This is a genomic window from Neomoorella carbonis, from assembly GCF_045278715.1.
In the GTDB taxonomy this organism is placed as follows: domain Bacteria; phylum Bacillota; class DSM-521; order Neomoorellales; family Neomoorellaceae; genus Neomoorella; species Neomoorella carbonis.
Map to the genome: position 1 here is coordinate 2,680,796 of NZ_CP136420.1, position 17,095 is coordinate 2,697,890.

Below are 17,095 nucleotides of genomic sequence, written 5' to 3' on the forward strand. Positions count from 1 at the left end.
AAAAAGAAAGCTCCCAGCTGGGAGCTTATATAAACTGCTGGCTACTTACCGGCCGCCCCCGCCAGGGCGGCAGCCTTTTCCAGGAACAGCCCTGTGGGTGCCAGGCCGCGGCCGACGGCCAGGGCCACCGGCGCCAGCTCGCCCATAAGGCGGTCAAAGGTTTCCGGGTGCAGGGACTGGGGACCATCACAAAGGGCCCGGGCCGGATCGGGGTGCACCTCGATGATTAGCCCGTCGGCGCCGGCAGCCACTGCAGCCCGGGCCATGGGCAGGACAAGGCGCCAGCTGCCCGTACCGTGGCTCGGATCAACGATCACCGGCAGGTGGGAGTTTTCCTTTACCACAGCTACGGCGGCCAGGTCCAGGGTGAAACGGGTGGCCGTCTCAAAGGTACGGATCCCCCGCTCGCATAAAATCACGTTGGGATTGCCGCTGTCCAGGATGTACTCGGCCGCCATGAGCCATTCTTCGACGGTAGCCGCCAGGCCGCGCTTCAGAAGGATGGGTTTACCGGTAGCCCCGGCTTCCTTCAGGAGGCGGAAGTTCTGCATATTACGGGCGCCAATCTGGATGGCGTCGGCATATTCGGCTACCAGGGCCACATCCCGGGTGTCCACGACTTCGGTGACAAAGGGTAACCCTGCCTCCTCACGCACCCGGGCCAGCATTTTGAGGCCTTCTTCCTCCAGCCCCTGGAAGGCATAGGGAGAGGTGCGCGGTTTAAAGGCGCCGCCGCGTAAGATTTGGGCTCCAGCGGCCTTGACGGCCCGGGCCGTGCTCAAAAGCTGTTCCTCGCTTTCCACGGCACAGGGCCCGGCCATAACCACCAGGCCGCGGCCGCCCACCGGCACCCCGCCGACCCGCACTATGGACGGTGTCTCCTTCAGTTCCCGGCTGACCAGCTTATAGGGCTTCATAATGGGGACGATTTTTTCCACGCCGGGCAGGTTGATGATGGCTTCCGAACTGAGGGCTTTCTTATCGCCAATGGCGCCAATAACAGTCTTTTCCTGGCCGTAAATGGGGTGAGTCTTAAAGCCCAGTTCCACCAGGCGCTCGCTCACAGCCTCGATCTGCTCCCGGGTAGCTCCCGGTTTCATAACGATGATCATAGTCCGTTCCTCCCATCCTCCGAAAATAGGATTGTGCTACTTTTGGCGGGGCTTAACGCCCTATAAGGAGCTTCTGGAAATAAACGGCAAAATAAAAACCCCCCGTCCTAGGGACGAGGAGTTATACCCGCGGTACCACCCTATTTGGCTGCCAAAGCAGCCCGCTCATTAAAGGGTACGGGAAAAGAAGTAGGCCCTCCTGCCGTCCTTCCCCAGCACGCGTCATAAATGGCACGGGAGAAAGGCTCCGGCGGAATCCTTTCCGATACCCCCTCCCTTTTAACGGCGGGAGCTCCGGCCCGGCCTACCCAGCCGGCTGTTGCCAGCCTTCAGCCTGCTCCTCCGGGGCGAACTTCAGCTCTAGCTTCCCGGCCGGTCTCCCACCTCCACCGGCTCGCTGGGCAGGCCGCTACAGCCTACTCTTCCCCTTCATGGGATTTATTTTTCCAGGTTGTGTAAGGATAATTTAGCAGATGGACGTGGCCGGCGTCAAGGGGTAAAATAAAGTTCCTCCAGGGTTTTACCTTTTGTTTCAATGCCCAAGATAAGCATTCCCAGGGCCGTAGCCACAAAGACGGCAGTAAAGAGGAAGAAGATCACCGGATAGGCGGCCGCCTGGCCCATAAGGACCAGCATCTGCCCCACCATCAGGGGAGCGAGGATGGCGCCAATGCGGCCGCAGAAGGAAGCCCAGCCGGAACCGGTTGCCCGGATGGCCGTGGGGTAAAGTTCCGGTGTATAGGCATAAAGGACGCCCCAGGCTCCCAGGTTAAAGAAGTAGACTGCCAGGCCCCAGAGAATAAGCTGGCCGGTGGTGGTGCTCAGGGAAAACATATAGGCCGCCGCCCCGCTCAGGGCCAGGTAAGTCACCAGGGTGGCTTTACGGCCGATCTTCTCCACCAGGTAGGCGGCACTGAAATAGCCCGGTACCTGGCCCAGGGTCATGATTAAAACGTATTCAAAGCTCTTGATGATGGCAAAACCCCTGCCCACCATCAGGGAAGGCAACCAGGTGACGATGCCATAATAAGAAAAGTTAATCCCGAACCATAAAAGCCACAGGCAGAGGGTGCGCCGGAAATAGCGCCGCGACCAGAGGTCCCTAAAGGTTACACCGGCTGCAGTTTCCCCCTCCCCTTCCGGGCCAGGCGGTATTTCGCCCGCAGGGCCGCCGTTGCTTTTCTCCACCATGGCCACTACTGCTGCAGCCGCCTTTACTTTACCTATCTTCTCCAGATAGCGGGGGGATTCCGGCAGGGCGCGGCGCAGAACGGCAGCATACAGGGCCGGCAGGGCACCGATAAAAAAGGCCAGGCGCCAGCCCCATCGGGGTACGACCAGGTAGCCTATCAGGGCGGCAGCGATCCAGCCCAAAGCCCAGAAGCTTTCCAGCAGGACCGCCATGCGACCCCGGTACCGGGCCGGTGAAAATTCGCTCATCAAGGTAAAGGCCACCGGTACCTCGGCCCCCAGACCCAGGCCCACCAGGAAGCGCCAAAACATCAGCCAGGGGTAACTAACTGCCAGCCCCGCCAGGAAAGTGGCTGTACCGTAAAAAATCAGGGTGTAAGTAAAGACCCTCCTGCGGCCCAGGAGGTCGCTTAAAGCTCCACCCACAACTGCGCCCAGGCCCATTCCTAAAAGGCCAATGCTGCCCAGGGCTCCCATCTGGGCGGCTGAAAGGAGCCACTCTTTACCCACTGCCGGCAAGACAAAAGCGACCAGGCCTACGTCCATGGCGTCAAAAAGCCAGCCGATGCCGCAGATAAAGAGCAGCCGGTAATGAAAGGCCCCCAGGGGCAGTCCTTCTAAACGACGGGCAATACTCAAAGAACATCCCCTTCCTTAAACTCACCAAACTAGCGGCATCATTATCTTATCATATGTCAAGACAGGTGTAAAGATATAGTGGTAAAACATGTTTTAAAAGCAATGGCGCCTCCTTTCACCCCTCCGGAGGCGCCATTATCTTTTACTTCTGCAACAGGCGCTGCAAAGGCGGTACCACCTGTTTTTTGCGGGACATGACCCCGGGCAAAAAGACGCTGCCCGCCCCTGCAGCAACATTAAAGGCCCGTTCCACGGCCCGCGCCTGGGGCCCGGTAAACAGCAGCTCCGTACCGTTACGCATCAAATCGGTGACCATCAGGACAATTAAATCATAATTCCTTTCTACCTGAAGCTTTTCCAGTTCGGCCAGGAGTTCCTGGCGGCTGACCGGCAGGGTGCCGGAATCGATAATCTCAATCTGGCCAATGCCGACCGTGGTACCGCCAAAGTTGAAGTTTTTAAAGTCCTCCAGGATAATCTCCCGTCCCGAGCGGCCGACCAGGGAAGAAGCGGCCCGGATCATATCCCGGCCAAAATCATTAACGTCTATCCCTGCTATCCCGGCCAGCCACCCTGCCTGCTCTTTATCGGTTAAAGTGCTTGTTGGTGATTTAAAAAGCAGGGTGTCGGATAGGATGGCCGCGCACAGGACGCCGGCAATGCCCTTTTCGGGTTCAAGGCCCTGTTCGCGGTACATCTTGCTGACAATGGTTGCCGTGCTCCCTACCGGTTCATTGCGAACCATCACGGGCTCGGCCGTTTCGATATCAGCCAGGCGATGGTGATCAATGACCTCCAGGATCTTCGCTTCTTCAATGCCGGGCACGGCCTGGCTTTTTTCATTATGGTCGACCAGGATAACCCTTTTGCCCCGCATGGCCAGCAGGTGATAGCGAGCAATTAAACCCACCAGGCAGTGGTCATCATCGACTACCGGGTAATTGCGGTAACGCGTTTCCAGCATGGTCTGGCGGACTTCCGTGATAAGATCGTCCTGGTGAAAAACTACCAGGTTATCCCTTTGCATCACCTGTTGAACGGGCTCGTCCATAGGCACGTTGCCGGTATCCCAGGCTTCCAGGAGTAACCGTGCCAGGTCCCCCACGGTAAAAAGGCCCAGCAGGTGCCGGTCTTTATCGACAACGGCCAGGGTTTTAACGCCATGCTGGCGCATAAAAATACCTGCCTGGCGCACTGTAGCTTCCGGATGGATAAAGAGGAGCCCGCCGTCCAGGACATCCTTTACCCGGGTACGGACATCGTTAACTAAAGGCGGGGCAGTGACATCGAAATAAGATAGAACATACTCCGTTTCCCGGTTGAGCTTGCCGCACCTGGCGGCCTGGAAGCCCCCCTGGTGCAGTTCATTCTTTAAAGCGGCATAACCAATGGCCGCGGCAATAGAATCCGTATCCGGTCGCTGGTGCCCAATTACCAGGATCTCTTTCCCCATAGTCTTGATCCCCTTTCAAAAGACCTGCTTACGACTTCGTTCTCAGGGTAAGTTACCCTCCACATAGCGCTGAACTTATATAACCTCTCTAAATTCTATTGTAAGAAGCAAGAAAAGACAAGGGCTCGGGAAGGGGCCACCCCTGGCGGTCAGCCACCATCCGCAAAGGCGTGCACATGCGGGGCTGGCGTTTATGGGATTGAGGATGGGATCTTTAGCGGTGATAGGTTTCTCCGCGCTGGATTTTATAGGCACGGTAGAGCTGTTCGAGCAGGATTAACCGCATGAGCTGGTGCGGGAAAGTAAAGCGGGAAAAAGAGAGGCGCAGGTCGGCAGCTTCCAGGAGGTCTCGAGCCAGGCCCAAGGTGCCGCCAATGACAAAGGCCAGGTTATTGCGCCCGGCCAGGGCTAAATCGGCCAGCCGCATTGCCAGCTCTTCCGAAGATAGCATCACGCCCTCCCGGTCCAGGGCGATGGTATAAGCGCCCGGCCGCAGGAGACGCTGCAGGCCTTCTCCTTCAGCGGCCAGGATCTGCTCTACCCGGGCCGGATTTAAAGGCTCCGGGATCTTGCCTTCGGGGCCTTCCAGGATGCGCACCCGGGCATAGGGCTGCAGTCGCTTTAAGTATTCGTTTATCCCGTCACGCAGGTATTGCTCCCGTACACGACCAACGGCTACAATGTCAATATGCTGCATGCTTCCTTACTTCGACGGCAATTCACCCAGGGTTACTGTAAAATTAAGCTGCTTTTTGCCGGCCAGGCGCACAGCAGTCAAGGTTACTTTATCCCCCGGTGATTTTCTATTAATGAGGCTCTGGATGTCGGCATAGCTCGCCACCTTATTGTTGTCCACAGCGATAATGACATCGCCTACCTGCAGCCCGGCCTTAGCCGCCGGGCCATCATTAAAGATGCCGCCGATATATACCCCCTCCGGAATATTATACCACCGGGCCATTTCCGGGGTAATCTCCCGGAGGTTATAAACGCCCAGGAAAGGATGGGTGACATAGCCCCGGGTTATGATCTGGTCGATAATCGGTCGGACGTCGTTGATGGGGATGGCAAAACCCATGCCCTCTACCCCGCTGGCGGCTATCTTTACGCTGTTGATGCCGATAACTTCTCCCCTTAAATTTACCAGGGCACCGCCGCTGTTGCCGGGGTTAATGGGAGCGTCGGTCTGCAGGGTCCGCAGGGTGATCTCTACTCCGCGGGGTCCGGGCACGGTCACTTCCCGGTTCAAGGCACTGATAACCCCCACCGTCACCGAACGGGCAAATGCCCGGCCCAGGGGGTTGCCAATGGCCACTACTGTCTCCCCCACCTGGACAGCGCCCGAATCTCCCAGGCGGGCCTGGGGCAAATTGGTTCCCTTGATTTGCAAAACCGCCAGGTCGCTTCGCTCATCGACTCCTACGACGGTGGCCGGATAAACCTGGTCATGATCGAGGCTGACAGTGACCCTCTCAGCGCCGGCAATAACGTGGTTATTGGTGACAATATAGCCGTTAGCACCGTCAAAAATGACGCCGGAACCCTGTTTTATCCCGCCATCACCCGTAAAGCTGCGGCTGGTCATGGCCGCCACTCCAACGACGGTTGGGCCAACCTGCCTGGCAATGGTAACTACCGGTGAACTGGCCGTAAACTGGACCGGTTGGCCTGCCGGCGGAGTCAAGGGTGCCGAAGAGCCAGGTGCCGGTGCCAGGGGTCGCTGCATCAGGCGGGGGGCCGTAACAATGGCCGTCCCGGCACCGAGGGCTGCACCGAAAAAAAATAGCACGACTAATGCCAGGATCCGCACGTACTTTAAGCTGCCGGGAGAAAGATAACGCAAAATAATACCTCCTTGCTCCAAATGAAGGCTGCTTACCATCTTTCAGTTCTAATATTACCTGCCGCCCCCTACTTTATAATGTCAAAATAAAAAAGCCCCTGGAAGGCGTTCCAGGAGCTAAGGAAAAAAGCTATAGGGAGGATGGTTGGGCAGTTTATCGTCGTGCCCGGGACTAACTACAGTGACCACCAGAACAGTGGGCCACCGGCCGCAGGAAGTACCTCTTGAGCCTCAACATGGCATTGCACCTCCACTTTTGAAAATACCCTTGCAGAGTATTTTCCATGGTTTCAATATAGACTGGAGATGTGATATTTTTATGAAGGAAAGTTAAAGGCTTTGTGAAAACTTGCTTACAGGAAATTCCCGGGAAAAGGCTTCCTCAAAGGCAACAGTACTGACGCCCAGGACTTCCTGGAAGGCTCTTTCCAGGGGAGCCCCCCGGCCGAGGCGTTCCAGGACCTGGCGTAAGGCGGGTAAGCCCCAGCGTTCTACCAGGTAGTCAACCATTAAAAACGACTGGCGGTAAGCCAGGGCCTGGTCAGGCAGGCTGTCAAAACCATAATCCATGACCTTTAAGGGATACCAGCCGCCAGCATCCGGTGAACCCGGCATGGTAAAGCCGGTAAGTTCCTTTTCCACATACTGGGCAATACCTTCCGTCAGCCAGCGCGGGTAGTTACCACGCGCCTTCTCGTCCACTAGAAGGTGGGTCAATTCATGGGCTACGGGTCCTGAAACAGCAAAAATATGGGCAATCTCTTCCAGGTCCCGGCTCGCCACCCAGTCAAAGGGCGAAAGGACACGGATAACCCCGCCCCAGTAAACCCCCATGGCACTTTCACTGGCCGGCCAGCCAAACTGGTACGCAAGACTCTCCCGGTCCGGGTAAAGTATAATTAAAGTTTTACCACGGGGTTCATGCTGTAACATAGCGCCTGCCGGCCCGTAAGCCTCCTCGGCGGTTGCCAGGACCAGGGGGGCAATGGCGGCATCCTCCTGCCGGTAGCGGAGGCGGAAATGAGGGCTATCTATCTCCAACCAGTTACGGGTCTGCCAGGCGGTATGTCCTGTCACTATCTGACGGACCAGGCTATAACTTAAAGTACGCGGTAAAGCTGTAGTACGCGCCAGGATAACTCCTGCAACTGCCAGCACAGCCAGGCAGCTAACAATAATTACCTGCCACCAGTGTTGCAACAAGTTTCTCCCCTCCCCCAGGGGCTCTCCCGTTTCGATTATACTATATTCCTGGTGGCAGCTTCACTGGTAATGAGTGTAAAAATCCGGAGCCAGCCAGGCTCCGGATTTTTAAAAAAGTTCGCTTGGTGATATCCTCTACTTTACTTCATAACCGGCCTCAGTTACTGCCTTTTTCATGGCTTCCAGGGTTATCTTGCCAGGATCATAAGTAACGCGGGCCGTCTTAGCCGCCAGGTCGACCGCTACTGCCGTAACGCCTGCCAGCCCCTTCAGGGCCTTTTCCACACTCATTTTACAATGATTACAGGTCATCCCCTCGACCTGCAGGACAGCTTCCGCCATCCCGTCACCCCCTTCCTACCCGGTACGGGTATATAGGTATTATAACCTACCGGGGTGAAAGAGTCAAACATGTCGCTCCCGGACCTTACTTTTTCACAGGCCGGCCAGGTAACGTTCCGCCGCCATGGCCGCCACTGCCCCGTCGCCTACAGCCGTACTCACCTGGCGGAAATCTTTGGACCGGACGTCGCCGGCGGCAAAGACCCCGGGGATGGAAGTGGCCAGGTTGTCGCGGGTAACAATATACCCCTGGGGATCCAGGGTCAAGGCCCCCTTCAGGAAATCAGTGTTAGGCTCCATACCGATAAAGATAAAGACCCCGTCGAAAGCTTCTTCCCTGGCGACTCCACTTTTTACATCTTTTAACTCCAGGCTGTCGACTTTTTCCCCGCCCTTTATCCTCGTTACAACCGTATTCCAGCAGAAAGATATTTTGGGGTTGTCCCGGGCCCGTTCCTGAAGCACTTTCGTTGCCCTTAAAGCGTCACGACGGTGGATAATGGTCACCTGGCTGGCAAAACGGGTCAGAAAGAGGGCTTCTTCCACAGCTGAATCGCCGCCGCCGACTACAGCGACCTTTTTGTCCCGGAAGAAGGCGCCGTCGCAGGTGGCGCAATAGGAAACGCCCCGGCCGCGAAATTCCTCTTCCCCCGGTACTCCCAGGGGCCGCGGATGAGCACCGCTGGCGATGATCACTGCCCGCGACTTGAACTCACCGCTCCCGGTAAAGGCCTTTTTAATCTCCCCGTTAAGCTCCACTCCCTGGACTGTGGCCATCTCTATCCTGGCACCGAACCGCTTGGCTTGTTCGGCAAATTTCATGGCGAGCTCCATACCGTTAATGCCTTCGGGAAAGCCGGGATAATTTTCAATCCTGTCCGTCAGCCCGGCCTGACCCCCGGGAGCACCCATCTCCAGCACCACGGTGTCCAGCCCGCCCCGGGCACCATAAAGAGCCGCCGTCAGCCCGGCCGGCCCACCACCAATAATAAGCAAATCATGGGGCATTTTGCCTACCTCCTCCGGAATAACCTTGTCACAGGCTTGCACTGTACCGTTCGTTCCCTGGCCCTTGCGGAGCGCCCCGCTTCGATCAGCTTCACCGATCAGGCTAAAGCTCTCTCCCGGACCAAGGCCTCACGGCATTTCATAGCATCGCTTGATTTCAATTCAATGGCTCCACTTTGGCTATATTATGCGCCTGCTTGCAGTCCGTCATGCCCTTTTCGGTTTAAACTATAGTTATTATACGCTCTCGCTTTTGATTAGGCAAGGTCAGGCAAGAAAAAAATCCCTGAGGCTTGTCCCCAGGGAGGGCATTAAAAATCTAATTTAAAAATCCCGACGGGTTACGGAAACTGCCATTGACCAGGACCTCAAAGTGCAGGTGAGATCCGGTGGTTCGCCCACTATCCCCTACATAACCGATGACCTGACCCCGGCTCACCCGCTGGCCTACGCGGACGTTAAAGCCCGATAGGTGGGCATACCGGGTAACCAGGCCCCCGCCGTGGTCAATGGCAATCATCCGGCCGTAGCCGCCGTCGTAACCGGCAAAGGTCACCGTTCCTTCCCCGGCGGCGCCCACCGGCTGTCCAACGTAGCCGTCAATATCCATACCCGAATGGAACTCCCGGCCGCGGTAGCCGTAGGGGGAAGTAATAATCCCGCGGATGGGCCAGGCCAGCCGGCCGGAACCGCCCCCGCGGGAAGCCAGGACTACCCGCGTCCCTCGTTCCACTATTTTAGTTACCGGCTCTTTCAGCACCTGCTGCTGGATAACTTTCTTCTCAACCTGGACGCCGTTTTTAGTCACCACCTGGTAGGTGACCAGCCGTTCGCCCTCTGACCCTTCCTGCTTTACCCTTTCCTGGCCCCGTAAGAGTTCGCTATTGGTTTCAACTTGCACTTCATAGGGAACAGGCTCTTTCACTTCCTGGCTATAGACGACCATTACCTGGAGGAGAGGCTTCGCCGTCGTAAGCCTTAATCGCTGGCCTATGTCCAGGCGTTCGCCCTGGAGTTCCGGGTTGGCGGCTCTAATATCTTCAACCAGCAACCCGTGTTCCCGGGCTATGGTCCACAGAGAGTCCCCTTCTTTGACAACATATTCTTTGCTCGCCGTGGAAGTCCCCTTGAGCCTGGCCAGGGCCGCCTCCGGGCTTAAAATTTCTTCTGGCCGGGCCGGCCGGTGCTGATAGGCTACCTCCTCCAGGAACCTGACCTCCTGGACCTCCCCGCTCCCCGGCGGTGGCAGGTAGGCTTGTTTTAATTGGGCCAGGACCGCATCCGCCGTACTGTCATCCCGCACCACAAGCTCGGGTTGACCGTTAATGGTTATTACTGTCGCTGCCGCGACAAAATGGAGCGTCTCCTTGAGAATGTTTTTTAATTGCTGGCCATCCATAATTTCCCGCGGGTTGACCCGGACCTTTTGGTAGTCAATCTGATCGGTAATCTGCAGGCCCTGGTAGCTTCCTGCCCCGCTTTCCTTGAGAATATCCTGGATGGTCTGGTTGACATCTACCTGGCGGCTGACCACAGCCACCTGGCGACCGTTGACTATCACAGCCCAGGCATTGGGAGCGGTTAGCTGGTACCACCCGGCCAGCAGCATCAATCCCCCGGCCAGGATACCGTTTATTATGAAAAACCTTTTTTTATTCCGGTATGTTTCTTTCCACCGTGCCGGCCATTCCTTTAAAAAGCGACCCGCTGCGGCCGCCACATCCGGCAGCTTACCCGGCGGCGGCATGGCTTACCTCCTCTCCCCTGAATACGGCAGGAGCTGCTTCTTCCTGCCCTTCACCTCTATTATTCTACCTTTGAAGCCAGGATTCCTCCCCATTTAGAAATTTTTTGCCCTTTTTTAACCTGGAGGCCCGGCGCGCTGGAAAGCCGGGTAAAATCAGGCTCCAGTGGCTTCTTTGACCTGCACATAAAGGGCCGCTTCCAGGCGCATCTTCTGGATGGCGCAGGGTACAGGCGCCGGTTGCCGCAAATTCCCCGTAGCGGCCAGGTTGGCCGCATGGCAGCCGCCGCTGCAATAGAAGCGTGCCCAACAACGGCTGCAGGCCGGCTGGTTATATACATGAGCCTGGCGAAAATCTTCCCGTATATCAGGGCGCAAGATCCCTTCCCGGACGTTGCCCAGGCAGTAGTCCTTGCTCCTCACCAGCTGATGGCAGGGATACAGGTCGCCGCCCGGGGTAACCGCCAGGTAACTGGTGCCCGCGCCACAACCGGTAAGCCTTTTGGTAAGGCATGGGCCGCCACTAGGGTCAATGTTGAAGTGGAAAAAGTTAAAGGGCGTACCTTTAGCCCTCGCTTCCAGGTAGGCCCGGGCCAGGTGGCGGTATTGTGCCGCCAGCAGATCCAGATCTTCCTCCCTAATAGCATATTCATCCTCCGGAGCCGCTACTACCGGTTCCAGGGACAGGTGGCGAAATCCTAATTCTACCATATGCAGGATGTCCCTGGTAAAATCAAGGTTCTGGCGGGTGTAGGTTCCCCGCACCCAGTAGTCCCCCTGCTCATACGCCGCGACAAAATGCTGCTCCCTGGGGACCACTAAATGATAAGTGCCCTGGCCGGTGAGGGTCCGCCGGTTGAGGTCATGGACTTCCGGGCGACCGTCAAGGCTCAAAATAACACTGATCTGGTTCTCAATGAGGTACTCCTCGATGGCCGGCGTCAAGCCCAGGCCGTTGGTGGTCAGGGTAAAGCTGATTTTTTTCCCGGCCGCCGCAGCCTTTTCCCGGCCGTAAGCTACCAGTGCCTGTACGACGCTGAAATTGAGCAGCGGCTCGCCGCCGAAGAAATCGACTTCCACCCGGGGGCGGATGCCGGATTCTTTAAAAAGCAAGTCCAGGGCCTGGTACCCCGTCTCCCGGCTCATTAAGCCCCGCTCGCCGCCAAAAGGGCCCCCGCCGGCAAAGCAGTACCGGCAGCGCATATTGCAGTCATGGGCAACGTGGAGGCAGAGGGCCTGGAGGCTGGGTTCCGGCGGCCGGTAATTCCGGCCAACTTCATCGACGGTAAAGAGAGTCCCTTCGGCCTGTTTAGCAGCCAGTTCCCGGCAGACTTCCAGAACCGTACCGGCACCCCACTCCCGGAGAGACCGGGGCAGAAGTGCAGGCCAGTCGGCTTCGGTGAAGGTACCGCGCTCTTCCCCGGCCCGTAATTCTTCCAGAACGGCCCGGGTAGGAGCGTCGATTATATGGACAGCACCACTGTTGACGTCCAGGAGCAGGCAGAGATCTTCAAAATCGAACCAGTGGACATCACCCTGCCAGTCCACGTTCTGGAGATTCAGGAATGGCAATATCGGTCTCCTCCTAACAACAAAAGCCCGACCGTGAAAGTCGGGCCTTGGGGCTTATTTCTTTTCTTCACGTTCACAGGGCTGGTTGCTGACGGTAATAGAGGTCTTGCAGGCCGACTGGCAGGAAACATGGCAGTTGCCGCAGCCGCCCTGCCTGATACTCTCCTGCAGGCGGGGCGTAAAAACCGTCTGGATGTGCATATGGGACACCCCTTTTTATCGCTTGGAGAATTGTGGCGCCTTGCGGGCTTTCTTTAAGCCGTACTTTCTTCTTTCCTTCATCCTGGGATCACGGGTAAGGAAACCATGGCTTTTCAAAACCGGGCGCAGGTCGGCGTCAGCCTGTAACAGGGCCCTGGCAATGCCCATCCTGATAGCACCGGCCTGGCCGCTGATCCCGCCGCCCCTAACTTTAGCCAGGACATCAAAGCGGCCCGTGTTGTTGGTTACTTCCAGGGGCTGGCGTACCTGCATAGCCAGGATCTGCTGGCCAAAATATTCATCGAGGGGGCGGTCGTTAACTAACACCCGGCCCTCGCCGGGAACCAGGTACACCCGGGCCACGGCATTTTTTCGCCTTCCCGTGCCGTAAAATTGAACCTGGGCCAAAATTTTCCCCTCCTTCGATTAATCCTTGATCTCCCATACTTCCGGCCGCTGGGCCGCATGGGGATGGCTATCGCCCCGGTAGACCTTGAGCTTCTTGACCATCTGCCGGCCCAGGCGATTATGCGGGATCATCCCTTTCACGGCCTTCTCAATGGCTCGCTCGGGAAAGGTCTTTAAGAGCTGGGCATAGTTCATAACCTTTAAGCCACCGGGGTAACCGCTGTGGCGAATATATTTCTTCTGCAGGAGCTTTTTACCGGTGAGCCGTACTTTTTCTGCGTTGATGACAATAACGTGATCGCCACAATCCACATGGGGGGTAAAGATGGGTTTATGCTTGCCTCTGAGGAGGCGGGCGGCTTCGGTGGCTACGCGGCCTAGCGTTTTACCGGCCGCGTCAATGATATACCACTTTCGCTCCACCTCATGTGGTTTGGCCATAAAGGTGGACATTTTCTCCCTCCTGTTCCTATCACGAGACTATTTTAAGCAATTAGCTACGGCAAGTCAAGAAAATTAGTAAGCTACCCTTTCCAGGCACAGTCCCTGGGGCGGGGCCGTCGGTCCGGCCTTTTCCCGGGAACGGGCGGCAAGTATAACCGGAATATCCTCCGGCAGCAGCCGACCCCTGCCAATTTCCACCAGGGTGCCGACCATAATTCTTACCATATGGTAAAGAAAGCCGTTGGCCACCACATCAAAAAAAATGTAGTGACCCTGGCAGTGCAAGTGCGCCTTCAGTACATCGCGTTCAAATTGGCGCACCGGGCTGCCGGCGGCGCAGAAAGAACGAAAATCATGGCGGCCCGTAAAGTAACTTGCGCCCCGGGCCATGGCGGCAAAGTCCAGAGGGTAACGTACCTGCCAGCTGTAACGGCGGCTGAAAACGTCGGGCAGGCTGTGGTTGTAAATGGTATAGCGGTACCATTTCCACCGGGCACTGTAACGGGCGTGAAATTCGGGTGATACTACCTCGGCGCTCAATGCCGCAATATCTTCCGGCAGCAGGCTGTTCAAGGCCAGGGGCCAGCGCTCCACCGGTATGCGGCTGGAAGTACTGAAGCTGATTACCTGGCCGCGAGCATGGACCCCGGCGTCCGTCCGCCCTGCAGCCACCGGGCAGATCCTTTCTCCTGTCAGCCTTTTCAAGGCGGCGGCCACGATACCCTGGATGGTTGGCCCGTGAGCTTCCGGCTGGACCTGCCAGCCGGCATAATTGGTGCCGTCATAGGCCAGGGTAATTTTCAGGTGCGGCATGGGTGTCTCTCCTTCTGATGGCGGCGGGGTATGTCCCTCGCCGCTCAGAAGTTGCGCGCCGACAGGACGACGGCTCGGTTCGGACCGTTGCGGGCCGCCTGCGGATTGCCAATGATAAGGCTCCAGGTTCCGCAAACCCAGGTCCTTCTATGAGTTGGCGTTTGTTCCCTCTTAAAGGTGCGCTCAGGCGTCCTCGGCGGCGGCAACGGTTAGCCTCACCTCGCCTGTCCTGTTACCGGCGCTCCACTATTCGCGGCTCCGGGACATACCCCGCCAGCTACTGTAGGGCCCTCCCTGGCTGATTCCATCCATCTCCTAACTTCCGAACCTTAGGCGAAAATAGGCCGACCCTGCCGCCAGGAGGCCGGCCAGCAGAAGGAAGATATAGTCTGCCGCCTTAAAATGCAGTTCCCGCATCCTGGTGCGGCCTTTACCCCCCTGATAAGCCCGGGCTTCCATAGCTTCGGCCAGGCCTTCGGCCCGGCGAAAGGCGCTGACAAAAAGCGGGATGACCAGGGGCATCAGGTTTTTAATCCGGCTGCCCTGGAAGGTCGCTCCCCGGGCAACCTGCGCCCGCATAATCCGCTCGGCCTCTTCCAGCAGGGTGGGCACAAACCTGAGGGCCAGGGTCAGCATCAGGGCCAGTTCAGCGGCCGGCAGGCCCAGCCTCTGCCCTGGTCGGAGCAGCCGTTCGAGGCCGTCGGCCAGGGCCAGGGGATCGGTCGTCGCCGTAAGTACGGCTGCCGCAAGAACCAGAAAAAACACCCTGGCCAGGCCCAGTAAGCCGTAGTCAAGTCCCTCCCGGGTAATCCTAACCGGCCCCACCACAGCCACCACTTCCCCCGGTGTAAAGGATGCCTGGAGGATAAAGATAATTACGAGAAAAACAATAAGGGGCCTCAGCTGGCGCCAGATAAAGGCGGGTGCCAGACCGGCCAGAATTATTACCGGCAAAATGGCCGCCCCGGTAAGGCTTGCGGCGATACCGGTCGGCGCGGTTAGGAGAGCTATGCCGTAAAGGAGCAGGCCCAGTAGTTTGACCCGGGGATCCAGGTTATGGATGCTGCTTGTCCCCGGGACATATTGCCCCAGTTCGCTAACCATAAGGCTAAGCCCCCAGCCAGGCCAAGATGGCGTCCCGGGCTTCGGTCAGGGTAAGGACTTCCAAGCTTACCGGGGCTCCCTGGCGGTGCAACTCCTGCATCAGGCGGGTGAGGGGCGGAGGGATAAGGCCATAGGATCTTAACGCTTCTCCCTGGCGGAAAATGTCCCGGGGTGTACCCTGGAGAGCCACCCGTCCCCGGTGTAAAACTATAACCTCCCGGGCCAGTTCGGCCACCTCGGCCATATTATGGGAGATAAGGACTACTGCCTTTCCGGGCCGGCGGTAAAAGGACCGGATAACGTTGAGCACCTGTTCCCGGCCGGCCGGATCCAGGCCGGCCGTCGGCTCATCCAGAATTAGAACCTCCGGCTCCATGGCCAGGATCCCGGCAATGGCTGCCCGGCGTTGCTGCCCCCCGCTTAAGCTAAAGGGAGAACGCTTGCCTACTGCTTGCGGGTCCAGACCTACAGCACGGAGGGCCGCGTTGACCCTGGCTTCGAGCTCGTTACCGGCAAGGCCCAGATTCCTGGGGCCGAAGGCTACATCTTCAGCTACCGTTTCGGCAAAAAGTTGCTGCTCCGGCTGTTGAAAGACCATGCCCACCTTCTGCCAGGGTGACAGGCCTTTCCCTTTGCCCCGCCCCCTGACCGGTCGCCCGTCCAGGGTAACCCGGCCCGCCGTCGGTTCCAGCAGGCCGGCCATAAGCATGGCCAGAGTTGATTTCCCCGACCCCCCGGCCCCGGTAATCGCCAGGAAATCGCCCGGGGAAACTTTGATATTGATGTTTTCCAACACCGGTAACTGCCCGCCGGCTACTTTGTAGGCGAAGCTTACTTCCTGGAGGCCAATTTCCATAGGGCCCGGGCCATCTCCTCCACTGTGATTAAATCGGCCGGTAATTTGAGCCCTGCCTGCCTTAAGCTTTTGCCCAGGGCAACAGTTACCGGCGCCTTTAGTCCCGCCGCCGCCAGCTTCTCCTCCTGCTGCAGCACTTCCGCGGGCGGGCCGGCCAAAAGTATGCGCCCGGCATTCAGGACCAGCATCCGTTCTGCCAGGGCGGCCTCTTCCATAAGATGGGTAATGAGGATAATGGCCAGCCCTTTTTCCCGGCGTAAATCGAGTACTTTCTGGAGAACTTCCTCCCGGGCTACCGGGTCCAGCATGGCCGTAGCTTCGTCCAGCACCAGGTAGCGTGGTTCCATGGCCAGAACGCCAGCCAGCGCCAGGCGCTGTTTCTGCCCTCCGGAGAGGCGGTGGGGGGGCCTGGTCCTTAAATCTGCCAGATCCACTGCCGCCAGGGCGGCCGCAACCCGCTGCCTGATTACAGCCGGCGGCAGACCCAGATTTTCCAGCCCGAAGGCCACATCATCTTCGACGGTAGCGGCCACCAGCTGGTTGTCAGGGTCCTGGAAAACCATCCCTACCCGGCGGCGAATCTCCACCAGGGAAGCTTCGTCCCCGGTGTCCAGCCCGTCTACCAGGACGCGGCCTTCCCGGGGTCGGAGCAGGCCGTTTAATAACCGGGCCAGGGTAGATTTACCTGAACCGTTGGGGCCAGTGACGGCCACAAATTCCCCCGGCTTGATGGTTAAGCTTATATTTTCCAGGGCCGGTTCGTTAGTTCCCGGGTAGAAAAAAGTGACGCCCCGGACCTCGAGCATCGCTTATACCAGTTCAATGCGGACCATGGGCGCGCCGTCACCCTGCCGGAAGCCGGTCTTAATTATCCGGGTATAGCCGCCGTTTTTGTCCTGATAGCGCGGGCCGATTTCTTTAAATAATTTGGTAACCACGTCTTCATCCAGCAGGTAGGCCAGAGCCTGGCGCCGGGCATGGAGGTCGCCCCTTTTGCCCAGGGTAATCATCTTCTCGGCCAGGCTTTTTAGTTCTTTAGCCCGCGTTTCTGTAGTTTCTATTTTACCTTCCCGCAAAAAAGAAGTGACGATATTGCGCAGCATCATTTTCCGGTGGCCGGACAGGCGGCCTAATTTCCGGTAACCCATCTGAATGTCACCCC

At 57.7% G+C, this 17,095-nt stretch carries 18 protein-coding genes and 1 other annotated feature; all 18 genes read right to left on the minus strand.

From position 1 onward, the window contains the following. Positions 1-41: 41 nt before the first annotated feature. Positions 42-1,112 carry a 3-deoxy-7-phosphoheptulonate synthase gene (gene aroF / locus MCACP_RS13595; protein ID WP_406677283.1) on the minus strand — a complete coding sequence of 357 codons (1,071 nt, stop codon included), beginning with the start codon at positions 1,110-1,112 and terminating at the stop codon, positions 42-44. 106 nt (positions 1,113-1,218) lie between these two features. Beyond that, positions 1,219-1,554: a binding site (T-box leader), on the minus strand. 47 nt (positions 1,555-1,601) lie between these two features. Next, the gene (locus tag MCACP_RS13600; RefSeq protein ID WP_406677284.1) at positions 1,602-2,942 is read right to left on the minus strand and encodes an MFS transporter; all 1,341 of its coding nucleotides are present in this window, start codon (positions 2,940-2,942) and stop codon (positions 1,602-1,604) included. A gap of 142 nt (positions 2,943-3,084) precedes the next feature. Further along, on the minus strand, positions 3,085-4,395 hold the full coding sequence (locus tag MCACP_RS13605) for a putative manganese-dependent inorganic diphosphatase (protein WP_406677285.1): 1,311 nt from the start codon (positions 4,393-4,395) through the stop codon (positions 3,085-3,087). Between the two features lie 214 nt (positions 4,396-4,609). Further along, complete coding sequence (gene rlmH, locus MCACP_RS13610) at positions 4,610-5,092, minus strand: 23S rRNA (pseudouridine(1915)-N(3))-methyltransferase RlmH (protein WP_406677286.1); 483 nt, start codon at positions 5,090-5,092, stop codon at positions 4,610-4,612. 6 nt (positions 5,093-5,098) lie between these two features. Continuing rightward, complete coding sequence (locus MCACP_RS13615; RefSeq protein WP_406677288.1) at positions 5,099-6,238, minus strand: S1C family serine protease; 1,140 nt, start codon at positions 6,236-6,238, stop codon at positions 5,099-5,101. 330 nt (positions 6,239-6,568) lie between these two features. Then, on the minus strand, positions 6,569-7,441 hold the full coding sequence (locus MCACP_RS13620) for a peptidase MA family metallohydrolase (protein WP_406677289.1): 873 nt from the start codon (positions 7,439-7,441) through the stop codon (positions 6,569-6,571). A gap of 135 nt (positions 7,442-7,576) precedes the next feature. Beyond that, on the minus strand, positions 7,577-7,783 hold the full coding sequence (locus tag MCACP_RS13625; RefSeq protein WP_406677290.1) for a copper ion binding protein: 207 nt from the start codon (positions 7,781-7,783) through the stop codon (positions 7,577-7,579). A gap of 93 nt (positions 7,784-7,876) precedes the next feature. Next, positions 7,877-8,791, minus strand: coding sequence for a thioredoxin-disulfide reductase (gene trxB, locus MCACP_RS13630; protein ID WP_406677291.1), 915 nt, complete (start codon positions 8,789-8,791; stop codon positions 7,877-7,879). A 319-nt stretch (positions 8,792-9,110) separates the two neighbouring features. After that, positions 9,111-10,538, minus strand: coding sequence for a peptidoglycan DD-metalloendopeptidase family protein (locus MCACP_RS13635; protein WP_406677292.1), 1,428 nt, complete (start codon positions 10,536-10,538; stop codon positions 9,111-9,113). A 153-nt stretch (positions 10,539-10,691) separates the two neighbouring features. Next, complete coding sequence (gene scfB / locus MCACP_RS13640) at positions 10,692-12,107, minus strand: thioether cross-link-forming SCIFF peptide maturase (RefSeq protein WP_406677293.1); 1,416 nt, start codon at positions 12,105-12,107, stop codon at positions 10,692-10,694. A gap of 54 nt (positions 12,108-12,161) precedes the next feature. Then, positions 12,162-12,308 (minus strand): six-cysteine ranthipeptide SCIFF, encoded by a 147-nt coding sequence (scfA, locus tag MCACP_RS13645; RefSeq protein WP_406677294.1) that lies wholly within the window; start codon positions 12,306-12,308, stop codon positions 12,162-12,164. Between the two features lie 15 nt (positions 12,309-12,323). Further along, positions 12,324-12,716, minus strand: coding sequence for a 30S ribosomal protein S9 (gene rpsI, locus MCACP_RS13650; RefSeq protein WP_141263429.1), 393 nt, complete (start codon positions 12,714-12,716; stop codon positions 12,324-12,326). An 18-nt stretch (positions 12,717-12,734) separates the two neighbouring features. Next, a complete protein-coding gene (gene rplM, locus MCACP_RS13655) occupies positions 12,735-13,169 on the minus strand; it encodes a 50S ribosomal protein L13 (RefSeq protein WP_141263431.1) in 435 nt (144 codons plus the stop codon). 63 nt (positions 13,170-13,232) lie between these two features. Continuing rightward, complete coding sequence (gene truA, locus MCACP_RS13660) at positions 13,233-13,973, minus strand: tRNA pseudouridine(38-40) synthase TruA (RefSeq protein ID WP_406677296.1); 741 nt, start codon at positions 13,971-13,973, stop codon at positions 13,233-13,235. Between the two features lie 315 nt (positions 13,974-14,288). After that, positions 14,289-15,077 (minus strand): energy-coupling factor transporter transmembrane component T family protein, encoded by a 789-nt coding sequence (locus tag MCACP_RS13665; RefSeq protein ID WP_406677297.1) that lies wholly within the window; start codon positions 15,075-15,077, stop codon positions 14,289-14,291. Between the two features lie 4 nt (positions 15,078-15,081). Then, complete coding sequence (locus MCACP_RS13670; protein WP_406677298.1) at positions 15,082-15,933, minus strand: energy-coupling factor transporter ATPase; 852 nt, start codon at positions 15,931-15,933, stop codon at positions 15,082-15,084. After that, on the minus strand, positions 15,909-16,739 hold the full coding sequence (locus tag MCACP_RS13675) for an energy-coupling factor transporter ATPase (RefSeq protein WP_406677299.1): 831 nt from the start codon (positions 16,737-16,739) through the stop codon (positions 15,909-15,911). The genes MCACP_RS13670 and MCACP_RS13675 overlap by 25 nt, the downstream gene beginning before the upstream one ends. Positions 16,740-16,742: 3 nt before the next feature. Next, positions 16,743-17,081 (minus strand): 50S ribosomal protein L17, encoded by a 339-nt coding sequence (rplQ, locus tag MCACP_RS13680; protein WP_406677300.1) that lies wholly within the window; start codon positions 17,079-17,081, stop codon positions 16,743-16,745. Positions 17,082-17,095: the final 14 nt, after the last annotated feature.